Below are 13,634 nucleotides of genomic sequence, written 5' to 3' on the forward strand. Positions count from 1 at the left end.
GCGCGTGCTCCACTAGCGTGGAGCACGTCGGGGCATCCTGCGTCGGCTTCTTTCCAGCAGAACAGGCAGTACATGAGCACCCAGGGCACGGTTAAGTGGTTCAACTCGGAGAAGGGCTTCGGCTTCATCTCCCCCGACGACGGCGGCGCTGACGTTTTCGCGCACTACTCCGCCATCGAGTCATCCGGCTACCGCTCTCTTGAAGAGAATCAGCGAGTCGAGTTCGACGTGGCGCAGGGCCCCAAGGGCCTGCAGGCTGAGAACATCCGTCCGCTCTGAGAGCGGACGTCATAGAACTCCCCGACCGGAGGCACGCACTCGCTGCGACCTTCGGCGGGGAGTTCTGTGCTTTCCGGGGTGTCGAGGCCGTGGCTGGGCCCTGAGGCCCCCGGGCTCGGTTCGGTTGCGGTGCCCTGTCGGGCGGAGAACTCCCTGATGGGCGGATGCTGTCGCGCGGAGGCTCCGCCCCACGCGGCGAAGTCCGCCTGACGCGGCGGGCCGGGTGCTCGCGGGGCAGGTCGCCGCCGAGGTCGTCCGCTCAGTTCAGAAGAAGGCCGCGCAGCTCTTCGGGGGATGCTGCGCGGAAGGCCGCCTCATCGCCTTCATGCGTGTCGCTGAAGCCCCACTCGACGAAGATCACCGGGACGCCGTTGGCGTTGCCGCCCTCGACATCGTGGTGACGGTCGCCGATGAGCACCGGCCGCGAGACGTCGGCGCCGCGGTCGGCCAGGCGGCGCAGCGCCTCCGCCACGATGTCGGTCTTCGACGCGAGGGTCGACTCGTCCGGCGTCGCGCCGACGGTCGTCAGGAAGTACGGGCGGAGTTCGAAGAAGTCGACGATCGCGTCGACCTGGATCTCGGGCTTCGAGCTCGCGGTCGCCTGCGGAACACCGGCGGCGTGCAGATCGCGGATGATCTCGGGCACGCCGGGATAGGTGGCGACATCGGTCGTGTAGCCGTCGGCCTTGCCCAGCGTGCGGTAGAAGCTCACGGCCTCGGCAGACTGCTCGGGCGTCATGCCCGCCTGCGCCTGGAACGACTGGAACATCGGCGGCCCGATCCAGTGCACCAGCTGCTCGCGCGTGGGAGCAGGGTGTCCGAAGTGCGTGAGGGCGACATTCAGGCGGCGGAGAATGCCGACCGACGCGTCGGCGATGGTGCCGTCGACGTCCCAGAGCACGCACGAATAGGGGGAGGAAGCCATGTCTTCCAGCCTATGGGCAGTGCACGACGCGACCGAACGCGGTGAACATCTGTGCAGCTCGCCTCAGAAGAGACGGGGGATGCCGGACTCGATGCCCTTCATGTCGTCGTAGTCGAGCACGAGGCAGCGGATGCCGCGGTCCTCGGCGAGGACACGCGCCTGCGGCTTGATCTCCTGAGCGGCGAAGACGCCCTGCACGGGGGCGAGGTGCGGGTCGCGACCCAGCAGCTCGAGGTAGCGGGTGAGCTGCTCGACGCCGTCGATGTCGCCGCGGCGCTTGATCTCGACCGCGATGGCCGCGCCGTCGGCATCCCGCACGAGGAGATCGACCGGGCCGATGGCCGTCGGGTACTCGCGGCGCACCAGCGTCGCGCCATCCGAGATGCGCTCGACCTGCTCGGCGAGGAGCCGCTGCAGGTCCGCCTCGACGCCGTCCTTCTGCAGCCCGGGGTCGACGCCGAGGTCGTGGTTGGTGTCGTGCAGGATCTCGTAGATCTGCACTCGAAGGGCGTCGCCGGTCTTCTTGTGCGTGACGCGCCACACCTCGGTGACGCCGGCGATCGACTCCTCTTCTCCTGGCGCTTCGGAGGCGAGAGAGCAGGGCGGGCTCATCCAGTTCAGCGGCTTGTAGCTGCCGCCGTCGGAGTGCACGAGCAGACTCCCGTCTCCCTTGTGCACGAGCAGACGCGTGGCAAGCGGGAGGTGGGCATTGAGCCGGCCCGTGTAATCCACGGAGCAGCGGGCGATGACGAGACGCACCCGTCGAGCCTACTTCGTCGGGTCGACTCGTTCTGCTGATGTCAGCGTCAGCGGCGAAGTTTCCACATCTGCGGCGGATCGACTCCCGTCGTCGATTCCATCGGACTGGATCCTGACATTCTGGGCGGACGGGTCAAGGATGAGGAGATGACGGTGTCGACAGAGCTGGTGACCATGATCGTGACCGTTGCGACGACGCTGCTGGGGCTTGCCGCAGGCTTCGGATGGATGATCACGCGCACGGATGCGCGGTTCGAGATCTCCGAGCAGCGCATGGACGCGCGGTTCGAGAAGGCGGAGCAGCGTATGGATGCGCGGTTCGAGAAGTCGGAGCAGCGCATGGATGCGCGGTTCGAGAAGTCCGAGCAGCGCATGGACGCGCGGTTCGAGAAGGTGGACGTCATGTTCGATCGTGTCGACGCGAGATTCGATCGGATGGAGGCTGAGGTGAAGGGGGTGCGGTCCGAGCTCGGAGAGGTGAAGATCGCCATTGCCCGACTCGAAGGCCCGGCACCGTGTCTGCTTGTCGCCCGCTGATCTACGAGGCTGAGTTCGCGGTGACGGGCGGCGTCGACATCTCGTCTTTGCGCAGCGGGCGAGCGGCACCGGAGAAGAGGCCGGACAGCACGACGAGACCGACCAGGATGTAGAGGGTGTTGAGCAGGCCGATGTGCTCGCTGATGAAGCCGAGCACGGGCGGGCCTCCGAGGAAGGAGATGTAGCCGATCGTCGCCGCGGCGCTCACGCGCGCGGCCGCTTTGGCGGGGTCGTCAGCCGCGGCGGACATTCCGAGCGGGAAGCCGAGAGAGGCACCGACGCCCCACAGAGCCGCGCCCACGAACACGAGCGGCAGGCTCGGCGCCAGGATGAACAGCAGGATGCCGGATGCTGCGGCCACCGCGAGGATGCGCAGCACTGCCACGCGGCCGAACCGGTCGACCAGCGGGCCACCGAACACGCGGACCACGGTCATCGCGACCGAGAACGTGGCGAGGGCCGCAGCGCCGAGAGCGGTTCCGCCGCCGTGGTCCTCAGCGACGCCGAGCGCCAGCCAGTCGTTGGCGCCGCCCTCGGCGAAGGACATGCCGAGCATCACGACGCCGATCGCGTAGGTGCGCGGCTCGCGCCAGGCCGACATCGCGACGTGCATCCGCTCGCGCCAGTGCACCTTCTCGCCGTCATTCGTCGTCGGGTCGAGTGCCTCCGCACGGCGGGGGACGCTGGCGATGCTGATGATTCCGATGGTGGCGATCGCCACTGCGACGACGAGCGTATGTGTGAAGACGTTGATCTGAAGCTGGGCGGCCAGGGCGCCGAGACCGGCGCCGATCACAGTGCCGAAGCTGAAGAAGGCGTGGAAGAGCGGGAGGATCGTCTTGCCCGAGTGCTGCTCGATGGCTGTGGCTTCGACGTTCATCATGACGTCGACACAGCCGTTGCCGAGGCCGAACAGCACGAGACCGATCAGCACCACCGAGTACGAACCCAGCACATTGGCGCCGATGCCGATCAGGGCGACGCCGGAGGCGAACGTGAAGATCGACACCATCATGCCGAGGCGTGCACCGGTGCGCGCCATGATCGCCGGGCTGGTCGAGATTCCGATGATCGAGGCGATGCCCGCGCCGAGCAGCAGCATGCCGACCTGCGCCTTGTCGACCTCCAGCGCGAGCTTGATGTCGGGGACACGGGACGCCCAGGTCGCGATCGACAGACCGCTGGCGAGGAAGATCGCGAAGATCGCGGTGCGCCAGCGCACGTACTGCGATCGGGAGAGAACCGTGTCCATGTCGAACAGCATATCGAATCGATTCGATGATCGGGAACCCGGGGAGCTATCCTCGGAGTATGACGAGCCACGAAAGCCCGCGCCGAGCGACGATCGCCGATGTCGCACGCCAGGCGGGAGTAGCGACGTCGACGGCATCCGTCGTCTTCAGCGGCAAGACCAACGTCGCGCCGGCGACGCGGGAGCGGGTGCTCGCCGCCGCCGCCGACCTCGGCTACGCCGGACCAGACCCGCGAGCGGCCTCGCTGCGCCGAGGACGCAGTGGCATCGTGGCCGTCGTGCTCGAGGGGCATCTGCGCGCGGCCTTCCTCGACCCGGTGACCACCGCCATGATGGACGGCCTCACCGATGGGATGGCCGACCTGAGCGCCGGCATCCTGCTGATGAGAGACGAACCGGGCGATGACGGCTCATCGCTCTCGAGCGCACCCGTCGATGCGGTCGTGCTGATCGGATGCTCGGGACGCGCCAAGGCATCGCTCGACATCGTCCGCAGTCGTGGACTGCCCGTGGTCGTGATCGAAGGCGATGCCGGCGAGGGCATCCCGAGGATCACGCTCGACAATGCCGCCGCTGCCGCAGACGTCGCGCGGCACCTTCGCGATCTCGGTCACCGTGACGTGGCGCTCGTCACCCTGCCGCTCGACACGCGGCGTGAACGAGGCCCGGTCACGCAGGAGCGCATCGACGAGGCGACGGTCGATGTCACGGTCGATCGTCTCGCCGGCATGCGCGAGATCTTTCCCGACGCACCGGCGATCTCGGCGGGAGGCAGCTTCATCGACGAGGGCCTCCTCGCCGGGCGACGGCTGCTGGCGGATACCGAGACGCGGCCGACGGCGATCCTCGCTCAGAGCGACCTGATCGCGGTCGGCGTCATCCGGGCGGCGGAGGAGCTCGGGCTGCGCGTGCCCGAAGACCTGTCGGTCGCCGGATTCGACGGCATCGCCGCCGATGGGCTCGGCGACCTCGTGTTGACGACCAGTGTGCAGCCGGCGGTCGAGAAGGGGCGCGCCGCGGGAGAGCAGGTCGCGCGGATGCTGCAGGGAGAGCCTGGCCTCACGCTGCACCTCACCTGCCGATTCCGTGAGGGCACGACCACGGCGGCGCCCGCTCGCTGAGCAGGCGGGACTCGCGCGGGTGGGGCGAAACGGGTGCGCGTCGTTCCCGGATCGAGCGTGCTCAGGCGTCAGGAGCGCTGCGGGCCCAACGGCAGCGTCTCGGTACCCAGGTCGAGGATCGAATACCGACCGCAGTCGACGACCCTCGCGGGGAGAACATCCTGCGGAAGATCCCATGGCACGGTCTGCGAATCCTCGACGAGGAACGACACCTCGCCGACCGCGAAGTCCGTGCGATTCACCAGCCAGGCGTACGCATTGAGCTGATGATCGACCTGCACGAGTCGCGAGGAGTCGGAGAGATGCAGCTTGGGCAGGCGCACCGTCCAGAACTGCCCGGCCCCGGTGCGACCGGAGGCGTCGACCCAGTCGGCGACGCAGGCGAGATCGGCGTCGGGGCGGGTGGCGGCATCCGCTAGTCGAGGGATGCTGACCCCGCCGATGACGAGGAGCAGGACCGCGGTCAGCCCCGCCGCGGCTCGACGCACACGTTCGCCGACCCGCAGGGCCTGCGGATGGGCGACGAGCGCGAGCACCGGAGCGAAGGCGAACGGCTGCAGATAGCGCGCCGCATGGGTCCCCAACGCGATGGCCCCGACCACGACCATGACCGGCGAGACCCAGGCCATGGCGGCGACCAGCCGCGAGCCGGGGTGGCGCGGCCGCACGGTTCGCACGACGGCCATGACGAGGAGCGCAGCGGTGATGAGTATCCCGAGCACCCCGAGAGGACTCTGCAATCGTTCGCCGACGAGCCGCGCGTAGTAGTCGATCGACTCATGCCACTGCGCGGGCTGCACATATCCGATGCCGGTCTTCGTGATCCATGCCGAGAGCGGAATACGTGAGAGGAAACCGAGCGTGGTGCCGGCGAGCAGCACCACGATGATCACTGGAGTCCGCGTGCGCAGCCGGGGCGAGATCGACGCGATGGCCAGGAGGATCACGAGCGGAAGCGTCGCCCACACCGCGTAGAGCGGGTTCGAGAGTGTCGAGACGAGGGCGACGAGGCCCAGTGCGATCAAGGGCGACGCTCTGAGCTCGCTGATGTCGACCATGCGTCGAACGATCCCGATCGTCACGACGACGCCGACGACGGTCGCGGAGTAATAGGTGGTCGTCAGCTGCAGCGACGCGAGGTCCATCGCCTCACGCGATGCCGAGACATCGGTCATCGAGAGCACGCCGAACACCGCGAGGGCGACCACGGACCAGGCCACCGGCGCCATTCCCGTGCGGGCGCGACCGGCAACCAGACGGATGGCCGCGTAGAGAGCGAGGAGGTTGACGATCGCGCTGATCGCGAAGAGGGCGTTCGCCTCCAGGGGCAACGCCGCGTCGAGAGCGGTGAAAGCCGCGGACTCCGGCAGGAACAGCACGCTCGACATCGCCCAGTCGAGGGGCTCTCCGGAGAGCAGCGAGCGGGCGATCAGCGCCACGACCATCGAGTCACCGTCGCGGAACAGCAGATCGGCGCGGGCCGACGACGCGACCGCCGACGTCGTCGCGAGTGACACGGCGGCAGCGCTCAGCCAGCCAGCCAGCTCCCGCACCCACGCCCGCGTCACGGGGCTACTCTGCCACGGCCCCGGAGAAGACCGTGGACTCCGCGTCGATCAGGCGATCTGCGACCTGAGATCCCAGATCTGTTCGAGAGGAGCGGTAGCCTCGGCGCCGTCGGCGTCGCGGAACAGCTCGACGAAACGGCCGATGTCGGACTGCCACGCGTGATCGGCGGGGTCGTCCTTCAACGCCGCGACCGCAGCATCCCAGTCGTCGCAGTCGACGAGGTGGAAGAGGCGGTGACCCGACCGCCAGATGGTCCACTCGTGGATGCCGATGCGCGAGAAGGTCGCGGCGAGGGCATCGGGGATGCGAGCGTGGTTCGTGCGGTAGTCGTCGATCGCGCCGTCGCGGATCTCGGAGTGCAGGGCGATGCGCATGGGTGACTTCCTTCTGTCCGGCGGGGCGAGAGGTACCGCGACGGGTGCCGCGGCATCCGCCCCTGTCGACCAGGATGGCACCACGAGGTGCACCGGGAACAACCCGTCCGAATGACCTGATCCACGGATTCGAATCGCGCAAAGTGCCCGAAATTCCGGGCGAAACCGGCCATTTGCGTGAGTCGGCGCCGACATGATCGACCCTGAAGCGCAGAATATCAAGGTAAACTCGATACCTACACCCGCCCGCCCGCCTGCGCCGCCACCGGCCGACGAGCTTTGAGGAGCCGCGTATATGCTGACGCTCCTCGCCGTGTTCCTTCTCGGGTCTCTCCTGATGCCCGTTCTGGTGCGCTGGCTGGGGTCTCAGGCATTCGCCATCGCAGCTCTCATTCCCGCCGCGGCATTCATCCACGCCCTCGTCCTCACCCCCCAGGTGCTCGACGGTCCGACACCCTTCGTCTCGGTCGCGTGGATTCCGCAGCTCGGGCTGAACCTGTCCATGAACATGGACGTGCTCGGCTGGGTGCTGACCCTGATCGTCACCGGCGTCGGCGCCCTCGTGCTGCTCTACTGCCGCTGGTACTTCCACGACGACTCCGCGGGCATCGGCCAGTTCGCCGGAGTCCTGCTCGGTTTCGCCGGGGCGATGTACGGCCTCGTCCTGACCGACGACCTGGTCATGCTCGTCATGTTCTGGGAGGTGACGAGCATCCTCTCGTACCTCCTCATCGGCCACTACCGACGCCGCGCCGCCAGTCGTCGAGCCGCCCTGCAGGCGCTGCTGGTCACGACTCTCGGTGGACTCGTGATGTTCGTCGGTGTCGTGCTGCTGGTCGTCGATGCCGGCACCTCGAGCATCCGCGAGATCCTCGAGATCGCGCCCACCGGGGCGATCGTCGATGCTGCCGTGGTGATGCTGCTCGTCGGAGCGATCAGCAAGTCCGCGATCTTCCCGTTCCACTTCTGGCTGCCGGGCGCGATGGCCGCACCCACCCCTGTGAGCGCCTACCTGCACGCGGCGGCGATGGTGAAGGCCGGCATCTATCTGATCGCGCGCTTCGCACCGATCTTCGCGTTCACCGGACCCTGGCGCCCCATCATCATCTCGCTGGGAATCGTGACGATGCTGCTCGGCGGCATCCAGGCGCTGCGAGAGACCGACCTCAAGCGCATCCTCGCCTTCGGCACCGTCAGCCAGCTCGGCTTCTTCTCGATCGTGATCGGCTACGGCACGCAGGCGAGCGCCCTGGCCGGTCTCGCGCTCGTGATCGCGCACGCCCTGTTCAAGTCGGCGCTGTTCCTGATCGTCGGTGTGATCGACCGACAGCTGTCGACGCGTGACATCACCGAGCTCAGTGGCGTGGGTCGTCAGGCGCCGGTCATGGCGACTGCGGCTTTCATCTCCATCGCGTCCATGGCCGGGATCGCGCCGACCCTCGGATTCGTCGCCAAGGAGTCCACGCTCACCGCGCTCCTCGACGACGCGCTGCACGGATCGCCGTGGGGACTCGTCGCCATCATCGGCGTCAGCATCGGATCCATTCTCACTGCGGCATATGGCATCCGCTTCCTCTGGGGTGCCTTCTGGACCAAGCGCGACGCAGCAGGCGATCGCCTGCCGGACACCGCATGGCCCGACCCGCCCGTCGGATTCCTCTCGGCGCCGATCATCCTCGCCGGCCTCACGCTCGCGGCAGGCATCGGAGCCCCGGCTCTCGACGTCGCGCTGCAGGGCTACGCACTCACCGCGACGCCTGGACTCGACGCCGAAGGGGTCGCTGCCGAGGGGCCGGGGCACCTCGCCCTCTGGCACGGTCTCGAGCCCGCCCTCGGCATCTCGATCCTGTCGATCCTGCTCGGTGCCGGGGTCTTCCTCCTGACGCTGCGCACCGGCTGGGATCGCAAGGCGCGGATGATCCGCTTCACTGCGGCAGACGTCTACTACCTGGTCATGCGCGGCGTCGACAGGCTCTCGGTGCTGAGCACGACGCTCACCCAGCGAGGCTCGCTTCCGGTCTACGTCGGCACGATCTTCGTGGTCTTCGTCGCTGCCGAGATCACGGCTCTCGTCGCCAGCGACATCGACCGCTTCCAGCTCTCGGCCTGGCACACCCCCGCGCAGCTCGTGGTCGCGCCGATGATGGCCGCCGCCGGCATCATGGCCGTTCGGGCGCAGAAGAGATACACCGGGGTGGTGCTCGTCTCGATCACCGGCCTCGGGATGGTCGTGCTGTTCGCGACCAGCGGCGCCCCCGACCTGGCACTCACGCAGATCCTGGTCGAGACGGTGACGATGGTGACCTTCGCGCTCGTGCTGCGTCGACTGCCCGCGCGGATGGGCGAGCACAACGCCTCCGTCGGCCGCATCCCCCGTGCGCTGCTGGGTGTCGGAGTTGGGCTCACCATGGCCCTGGTCGCGGTCGTCGCGACCCAGTCGCGTGTCGCGGACCCGATCTCGGCGGCGTTCCCGAAGCTCGCATACGAGATCGGCCATGGGAAGAACGTCGTCAACGTCGCGCTGGTCGACCTTCGCGGCTGGGACACGATGGGCGAGCTCTCGGTGCTCGTGCTGGCAGCCACCGGCGTGGCGTCGCTCGTGTTCGTCACGCACCGCGCCGACATGCTGTCCGCGACCAAGACGCTGCCCAAGGCACGGCGCCGTCGAACCCTCAGCCGTCCCCTGGTCGAGACGACCGAGGGCGTGCGCTTCCAGACCGACGAGAACGAGAGCAGCCCCCGCGCGTGGCTCGTCGGCGGTCCGAAGATGAACCCGGAGAACCGGTCGATCCTGCTCGAGGTGATCGTCCGCATCCTCTTCCACACGATCATCGTCGTGTCGATCTTCCTGCTCTTCTCCGGCCACAACCTTCCGGGAGGCGGCTTCGCGGGCGGACTCGTCGCGGGCATGGCGCTCGTCATGCGCTACGTCGCCGGCGGACGCTGGGAGCTCGGCGCGGCCGCGCCCACGGACGCCGGCCGACTGCTCGGCGCCGGTCTGATCCTGGCCGTCGGCACCGCCGTCGTGCCCCTGTTCTTCGGCCTCGCCCCGCTCACCAGCAACTTCTGGGAGTGGGAGATCCCCGGCATCGGCCACATGGAGTTCGTCACCTCGACGATCTTCGACGTCGGTGTGTACCTCGTCGTGATCGGCCTCGTGCTCGACGTGCTGCGCAGCCTCGGCGCTGAGGTCGACCGTCAGGCGCAGGAATTCCGCGAACGGGGGGTGAGCATCTGATGGATGTCTCATTGACCCTGATCGTGATCATGGCCGTGCTGTTCGCCTGCGGTGTCTACGCGATGCTCGAGCGCAGTCTCACCCGTGTGCTGATCGGCTTCCTGCTGCTCGGCAACGCCACGAACCTGCTGCTGCTCATCGTGATGGGCGTGCCGGGCAACGCTCCCTTCTTCGGCACAGAAGGAGAGCTGAGCGATCCGCTGCCGCAGGCGCTCACCCTCACGGCCATCGTCATCACCTTCGCCGTCTCCGCGTTCCTCCTCGCGCTCATCTACCGCTCGTGGCAGCTGGGTCAGGCCGACACCGTCGAGGACGACGAGGCCGACATCGCCCTCCGCGAGCGCACCGACGCCGACGAGGACCTCATGGACGACGAGGCCGACGCCGCAGACGACGAGGCGACCACCGACTTCGTCGGCGTGCAGACGTCGCCGATCACCGTGCTGCACATGCGCGACCACCCGTCGATCCACGACGACGCCCCGACCGACCGGCCGACGGCGGCCCGCACCGCGCCCACGGATTCGGATGCGGATGCGGAAGCGGACGTGGATGCCGGAGCGGGTGCATCCGTCCTCGACGGAGAATCGGCCCCGCCTGACGATGGCGCCGCAGAGGACTCGGGGGACTCGTCGGCATTCCGGACGGACTCCGACACCCACGCGGCCGACGCCCACGAGACCGACGCCGCGGACGCCGCTCGCGACACGGCGGTAGACACGGCATCCGATGACAGCGCACCTGAGCACACCGACGACGGGGAGGACCGCCGATGAGCGCCCTCGTCCCGCTGCTCGTCGCCCTGCCGCTGCTCGGCGCGGCCGTGACCCTGATCTTCGGTCGCAATCCGCGCCTGCAGGCCTTCGTCACCGTCGCGACGCTCGCGATCGTCTCGGTGATCGCGGCCGTCCTGCTGGTCGTCGTCGATGCCGGAGAGCCGCTCGCGGTCTCGGTCGGCGGCTGGCCCGTGCCGTTCGGCATCGTGCTCTACGTCGACAGGCTCGCCGCTCTCCTCGTGCTCATCTCGAGCATCGTGCTGCTCGCCGTTCTGCTCTTCTCGATCGGCCAGGGGGCGGCCGACGGCACCGATGAGACGCCGATCTCGATCTTCAACCCGTCGTACCTGATCCTCGCCGCGGGCATCTTCAACGCCTTCATCGCGGGCGACCTGTTCAACCTCTACGTCGGCTTCGAGATCCTGCTCGTGGCGTCGTACGTGCTGATAACTCTCGGCAGCACCGAGTCCCGCATCCGCACCGGTGCCGTCTACATCGTCGTCTCACTGGTCTCGTCGATCCTGTTCCTCGCCTCGATCGCGATGATCTACGGCGCTCTCGGCACCGTGAACATGGCGCAGATCGCCGAGCGCATGACCGAGCTCCCGCAGGAGACGCAGCTCGTGCTGCACCTGATGCTCGTGATCGCCTTCGGCATCAAGGCCGCGATCTTCCCGGTGTCGTTCTGGCTGCCGGACTCGTATCCGACCGCCCCTGCGCCGGTCACCGCGGTGTTCGCGGGGTTGCTCACGAAGGTCGGCGTCTACGCGCTGATCCGCACCGAGACGCAGCTGTTCGCCGAGAACAGCATCGACACCGTGCTGTTGATCATCGCGTTGGCGACCATGATCGTGGGTGTGCTCGGCGCCGTGGCGCAAGCCGAGCTCAAACGAATCCTGTCGTTCACGCTCGTGAGCCATGTCGGATACATGATCTTCGGTCTCGCGATAGCGACTCCGGCGGCGATCGGCGCGACGGTGTACTACATCGTCCACCACATCATCGTGCAGACGACGCTGTTCCTCGCCGTCGGTCTCATCGAGCGCAGGGCGGGCAGCACCTCGATCCTCCGGGTGAAGGGTCTGCTCAAGGTCGCGCCCGTGATCGCGGTGCTGTACTTCATCCCCGCGATCAACCTGGGTGGACTGCCGCCGTTCTCCGGCTTCATCGGAAAGTTCGCGCTGTTCGAAGCCGCGGCATCCGTGGGCACGCCGCTGATGATCGTGCTGATCTTCGGTGGGATCGTCACCTCGCTGCTCACCCTCTACGCGCTGATGCGCGCGTGGAACCTCGCGTTCTGGCGCGAGGAGGACGACTCGACCGAGACCGAGGGTCGCATCTCGTACCTCGGCAACGCCCCGGCCGCCGACGAGCAGCAGGAGCGTCGCCGCATCCCGAAGATCATGACCGTCGCCACCGCCGGAATGGTCGGCGTGACCATCGCGCTCACCGTGTTCGCCGGTCCGCTCTACGCGCTGTGCGACCGCATCGGCGCGGCGCTGCTCGACCCGGTCACCCTCGTGCAGCTGGAAGACGAGGTCGACGGATGAGCCCCACCGAGACCGGCCGCCACTTCTGGCGGGACATCCGCGTGCAGCTGCCGTTCCTGGCGTGGCTCGTCGTGCTCTGGATGCTGCTGTGGAGCCAATTCACGGTGCTGGCCTTCATCTCGGGCCTCGTCGTCGCAGTGTTCGTCACCCGCGTCTTCCGACTGCCGACGGTCGAGCTCTCCGGGCGCATCAACATCTGGTTCGCCGCGCTGTTCGTGGTGCAGTTCCTCTTCGCGATCCTTCGGGGAGCGGTCTCGGTCACGGCGCAGGTCTTCGACTTCCGCCGTCAGCCCGGCGCGGCGATCATCGCGGTGCCGTTGAAGTACGCCGACGACCTCATCATGACCCACGTGTCGGTGGTGTCGTCGCTGGTCCCCGGATCGCTGATCGTCGAGGCCGACCGCGATCGCCAGATCCTGTATCTGCACGTGATCGGAGTGCGGAACCTGGCCGACGTGGAGGCGCAGCGCGCGAACGTGCTGCGCTGGGAGCGACGGGTCGTGCGTGCGCTCGGCGCGCCCGACCAGTACCGTGCCCTCAAGGCCGACGAACGCGCGGCGCGTGCCGGCGGACCGACCCGGGGAGGTGCCCGATGAATGTGCTGATGCTGGCGATCATGGTCGTCTTCGGGGTGGCCGCCATCCTGACGATCATCCGCATCGTGCGAGGACCCTCGATCCTCGACCGGGCCGTCGCCTCCGATGTGCTGCTCACCGAGGTCATGTGCGTGCTCGGCGCCGAGATGGCGATCAACGGCCACACCCGCAACATCCCGGTGCTGCTGATCATCGCCGCTGTGGGTGTCTTCGGCTCGATCTCGGTCGCCCGATTCGTGGCCAGAAGGGACAACACGACCCCATGAACGTGTTCGGTCTCGCCATTCCCGACGCCGTCATCGACGTCGCCATCCTCGTGCTGATCCTGCTCGGTGCGCTCCTCTGCCTGTCGGCTGCGGTCGGTCTGCTGCGGTTCCGTGACGTGCCGTCGAGGCTGCACGCCGCGACGAAGCCCCAGGTGCTCGGCCTGATCCTCATCTGTCTCGCGATCGCCCTGTCGCAGCGCACCGTCGGCGGAATCCTCATCGGGCTCGCGCTCGTGGCCCCGATCGTCCTGATGCAGTTCGCCACCGCCCCGCTGTCGGCGCACATCGTCGGCCGGCAGGCCTATCGCAACGGCACGACCGACGAGCGCAGCCTGGTCGTCGACGAACTCGCCGACTCGAAGCAGACTCCGCCCGGCGCCGGCTGAGAAGGA

At 67.9% G+C, this 13,634-nt stretch carries 13 protein-coding genes and 1 pseudogene; 9 read left to right on the forward strand and 5 right to left on the reverse strand.

What is annotated here, in order from left to right:
• Positions 1–72: 72 nt before the first annotated feature.
• Positions 73–279 carry a cold-shock protein gene (locus ACZ0AA_RS14000; protein WP_042540947.1) on the forward strand — a complete coding sequence of 69 codons (207 nt, stop codon included), beginning with the start codon at positions 73–75 and terminating at the stop codon, positions 277–279.
• A gap of 259 nt (positions 280–538) precedes the next feature.
• On the opposite strand, the gene ACZ0AA_RS14005 is transcribed toward ACZ0AA_RS14000, so the two are convergent.
• A complete protein-coding gene (locus ACZ0AA_RS14005; RefSeq protein WP_463513285.1) occupies positions 539–1,204 on the reverse strand; it encodes an HAD hydrolase-like protein in 666 nt (221 codons plus the stop codon).
• Positions 1,205–1,267: 63 nt separating this feature from the next.
• Positions 1,268–1,963: an endonuclease NucS gene (nucS, locus tag ACZ0AA_RS14010; protein ID WP_400863265.1), complete on the reverse strand. Its 696-nt coding sequence runs from the start codon at positions 1,961–1,963 to the stop codon at positions 1,268–1,270.
• 147 nt (positions 1,964–2,110) lie between these two features.
• Between nucS and ACZ0AA_RS14015 the strand changes: the two genes are divergently transcribed.
• Positions 2,111–2,500: a response regulator gene (locus ACZ0AA_RS14015; RefSeq protein ID WP_463513286.1), complete on the forward strand. Its 390-nt coding sequence runs from the start codon at positions 2,111–2,113 to the stop codon at positions 2,498–2,500.
• Between the two features lies 1 nt (position 2,501).
• On the opposite strand, the gene ACZ0AA_RS14020 is transcribed toward ACZ0AA_RS14015, so the two are convergent.
• Positions 2,502–3,752: an MFS transporter gene (locus tag ACZ0AA_RS14020; RefSeq protein WP_400863262.1), complete on the reverse strand. Its 1,251-nt coding sequence runs from the start codon at positions 3,750–3,752 to the stop codon at positions 2,502–2,504.
• A gap of 59 nt (positions 3,753–3,811) precedes the next feature.
• On the opposite strand from ACZ0AA_RS14020, the gene ACZ0AA_RS14025 reads away from it, so the two are divergent.
• Positions 3,812–4,873, forward strand: a complete 1,062-nt coding sequence (locus ACZ0AA_RS14025) for a LacI family DNA-binding transcriptional regulator (RefSeq protein WP_463513287.1) — start codon at positions 3,812–3,814, stop codon at positions 4,871–4,873.
• A 68-nt stretch (positions 4,874–4,941) separates the two neighbouring features.
• Here ACZ0AA_RS14025 and ACZ0AA_RS14030 read toward each other — a convergent pair whose 3' ends face one another.
• Complete coding sequence (locus tag ACZ0AA_RS14030) at positions 4,942–6,441, reverse strand: hypothetical protein (protein WP_463513288.1); 1,500 nt, start codon at positions 6,439–6,441, stop codon at positions 4,942–4,944.
• A 48-nt stretch (positions 6,442–6,489) separates the two neighbouring features.
• Positions 6,490–6,816, reverse strand: a complete 327-nt coding sequence (locus tag ACZ0AA_RS14035) for an L-rhamnose mutarotase (protein WP_400863259.1) — start codon at positions 6,814–6,816, stop codon at positions 6,490–6,492.
• Between the two features lie 295 nt (positions 6,817–7,111).
• Here ACZ0AA_RS14035 and ACZ0AA_RS14040 point away from each other — a divergent pair, with 295 nt between their 5' ends.
• The 6 genes and pseudogenes from ACZ0AA_RS14040 to mnhG all read left to right on the forward strand — a co-directional run bounded on the left by ACZ0AA_RS14040 (position 7,112) and on the right by mnhG (position 13,628).
• Positions 7,112–10,054, forward strand: a complete 2,943-nt coding sequence (locus ACZ0AA_RS14040) for a Na+/H+ antiporter subunit A (RefSeq protein WP_400863257.1) — start codon at positions 7,112–7,114, stop codon at positions 10,052–10,054.
• A pseudogene (locus tag ACZ0AA_RS14045) lies at positions 10,054–10,563 on the forward strand (Na(+)/H(+) antiporter subunit C); the annotation flags it as partial. The gene ACZ0AA_RS14040 and the pseudogene ACZ0AA_RS14045, both read left to right, overlap by 1 nt.
• Before the next feature lie 263 nt (positions 10,564–10,826).
• Positions 10,827–12,380: a Na+/H+ antiporter subunit D gene (locus ACZ0AA_RS14050; protein WP_463513289.1), complete on the forward strand. Its 1,554-nt coding sequence runs from the start codon at positions 10,827–10,829 to the stop codon at positions 12,378–12,380.
• Positions 12,377–12,976 (forward strand): Na+/H+ antiporter subunit E, encoded by a 600-nt coding sequence (locus ACZ0AA_RS14055; protein ID WP_400863255.1) that lies wholly within the window; start codon positions 12,377–12,379, stop codon positions 12,974–12,976. Before ACZ0AA_RS14050 ends, ACZ0AA_RS14055 begins: the two co-directional genes overlap by 4 nt.
• Complete coding sequence (locus ACZ0AA_RS14060; protein ID WP_042540345.1) at positions 12,973–13,242, forward strand: MrpF/PhaF family protein; 270 nt, start codon at positions 12,973–12,975, stop codon at positions 13,240–13,242. Before ACZ0AA_RS14055 ends, ACZ0AA_RS14060 begins: the two co-directional genes overlap by 4 nt.
• Positions 13,239–13,628 (forward strand): monovalent cation/H(+) antiporter subunit G, encoded by a 390-nt coding sequence (gene mnhG, locus ACZ0AA_RS14065; RefSeq protein WP_400863252.1) that lies wholly within the window; start codon positions 13,239–13,241, stop codon positions 13,626–13,628. The genes ACZ0AA_RS14060 and mnhG overlap by 4 nt, the downstream gene beginning before the upstream one ends.
• Positions 13,629–13,634: the final 6 nt, after the last annotated feature.

The organism is Microbacterium sp. AC035 (assembly GCF_979258485.1).

What these genes read in the sequence shown, in the direction of transcription:
- ACZ0AA_RS14020 (WP_400863262.1), bottom strand. Translation starts at nt 3,752, where the DNA reads ATGGACACGGTTCTCTCCCGATCGCAGTACGTGCGCTGGCGCACCGCG.
- ACZ0AA_RS14000 (WP_042540947.1), top strand. Translation starts at nt 73, where the DNA reads ATGAGCACCCAGGGCACGGTTAAGTGGTTCAACTCGGAGAAGGGCTTC.
- ACZ0AA_RS14015 (WP_463513286.1), top strand. Translation starts at nt 2,111, where the DNA reads ATGACGGTGTCGACAGAGCTGGTGACCATGATCGTGACCGTTGCGACG.
- ACZ0AA_RS14060 (WP_042540345.1), top strand. Translation starts at nt 12,973, where the DNA reads ATGAATGTGCTGATGCTGGCGATCATGGTCGTCTTCGGGGTGGCCGCC.
- mnhG (WP_400863252.1), top strand. Translation starts at nt 13,239, where the DNA reads ATGAACGTGTTCGGTCTCGCCATTCCCGACGCCGTCATCGACGTCGCC.
- ACZ0AA_RS14035 (WP_400863259.1), bottom strand. Translation starts at nt 6,816, where the DNA reads ATGCGCATCGCCCTGCACTCCGAGATCCGCGACGGCGCGATCGACGAC.
- ACZ0AA_RS14005 (WP_463513285.1), bottom strand. Translation starts at nt 1,204, where the DNA reads ATGGCTTCCTCCCCCTATTCGTGCGTGCTCTGGGACGTCGACGGCACC.
- ACZ0AA_RS14040 (WP_400863257.1), top strand. Translation starts at nt 7,112, where the DNA reads ATGCTGACGCTCCTCGCCGTGTTCCTTCTCGGGTCTCTCCTGATGCCC.
- ACZ0AA_RS14055 (WP_400863255.1), top strand. Translation starts at nt 12,377, where the DNA reads ATGAGCCCCACCGAGACCGGCCGCCACTTCTGGCGGGACATCCGCGTG.
- ACZ0AA_RS14025 (WP_463513287.1), top strand. Translation starts at nt 3,812, where the DNA reads ATGACGAGCCACGAAAGCCCGCGCCGAGCGACGATCGCCGATGTCGCA.
- ACZ0AA_RS14050 (WP_463513289.1), top strand. Translation starts at nt 10,827, where the DNA reads ATGAGCGCCCTCGTCCCGCTGCTCGTCGCCCTGCCGCTGCTCGGCGCG.